This window comes from Vibrio sp. Vb1026 (assembly GCF_033338745.1).
GTDB classification, from domain to species: Bacteria; Pseudomonadota; Gammaproteobacteria; order Enterobacterales; family Vibrionaceae; genus Vibrio; species Vibrio alginolyticus.
In genome coordinates, this window is record NZ_JAWOTH010000182.1 from 1 (window position 1) to 1,078 (window position 1,078).

The window sequence follows — 1,078 nt, forward strand, 5'->3', positions numbered from 1 at the left end:
CGCGCTCACCCCAACGGCCAGCTGTTCGTGCCATTGCGGCACCGCGCACGCCAGCACCTGGCAGCATGTAGTTGAAGGTTTCACGCGCAACGGTTAAACCAGCCACTGCTGCTGCGGAGATAAACCAACCAGACAGAGTGAGCAAGCCGATAGATGCAGCAAGTGTTAGGAACGCCAATAGCATACCCAGCGACAAACCGAACCAATGTTTTTTATACAGTTTTAGATAAGGGAGTAAATCACGCATCTAGGTTCCCCTTGTCTGATTCACGCTGCGCTAGGTTGGCAGCTAACATGTCTTTAAACAAACCTTCTTGTGAGGCTAGGGTAGCGTAGTCGCCACGTTGTACGATTTGACCATCTTCCATCACGAGAATTTGTGAAACGTTTTGCAAAGGCGCAAGTTGGTGAGTGATCATCAAGTTAGTGGTGGATTGGGTATACTTATTAATTCCCTCCATCACCAGTTTTTCACTGCGCGTATCTAAGCGCGCTGTTGGTTCGTCAAGCAACCAGAAGCGGCCGTTTTGTAGCATTGCTCGCGCAAGTGCAAGACGTTGAGCTTGTCCTACAGATAAACCGCCTGAACGGTCAGAGATTGCGTAATCCAGGCCATGCATTTCAACAAACTCAGCCGCGTAAGAATCGTTGAGCACTGTATTCACTTGTGCGTCTGGAATATCGTGTTTACCAAGCGTGACGTTATCACGAATGCTGCCGTGCAATAACATTGGGTTTTGACCAATCCAGCTGACAGCTTCGCGCCAAGTCGATAGATCAAGTTGAGACAACTCGCAGCCGTTAATTTTCAAACTGCCCTTGTATGGCATAAAGCCAAGAATGGTATTAACCAAACTGGTTTTACCTGCGCCACTTGGGCCAACAAGCGCAGTGCTTTGATTGGCTTCCAATGAAAATGACAGAGGGCCAGCCAATTGTTTCCCTTCAGGGCTGAAAACAACCAAATCTTGAGCTTCGATTTGAATTGGCGTGTTCTGTTCAAGAGATTGAGTTCCATCTTTCACTTGATCGACCTCTAGTTCAAGAAACTCGACAATACTTTCGGCAGCGCCCACCG

At 48.3% G+C, this 1,078-nt stretch carries 1 protein-coding gene and 1 pseudogene; both read right to left on the bottom strand.

The window, feature by feature from the left end; translation table 11 throughout:
* Window positions 1-247 (bottom strand): annotated as a pseudogene (locus R7E47_RS25140) (cysteine/glutathione ABC transporter ATP-binding protein/permease CydC); the annotation flags it as partial.
* On the bottom strand, window positions 240-1,078 hold an 839-nt coding region (locus R7E47_RS25145; protein WP_318085516.1), incomplete at its 5' end, for an ATP-binding cassette domain-containing protein. The gene R7E47_RS25145 and the pseudogene R7E47_RS25140, both read right to left, overlap by 8 nt.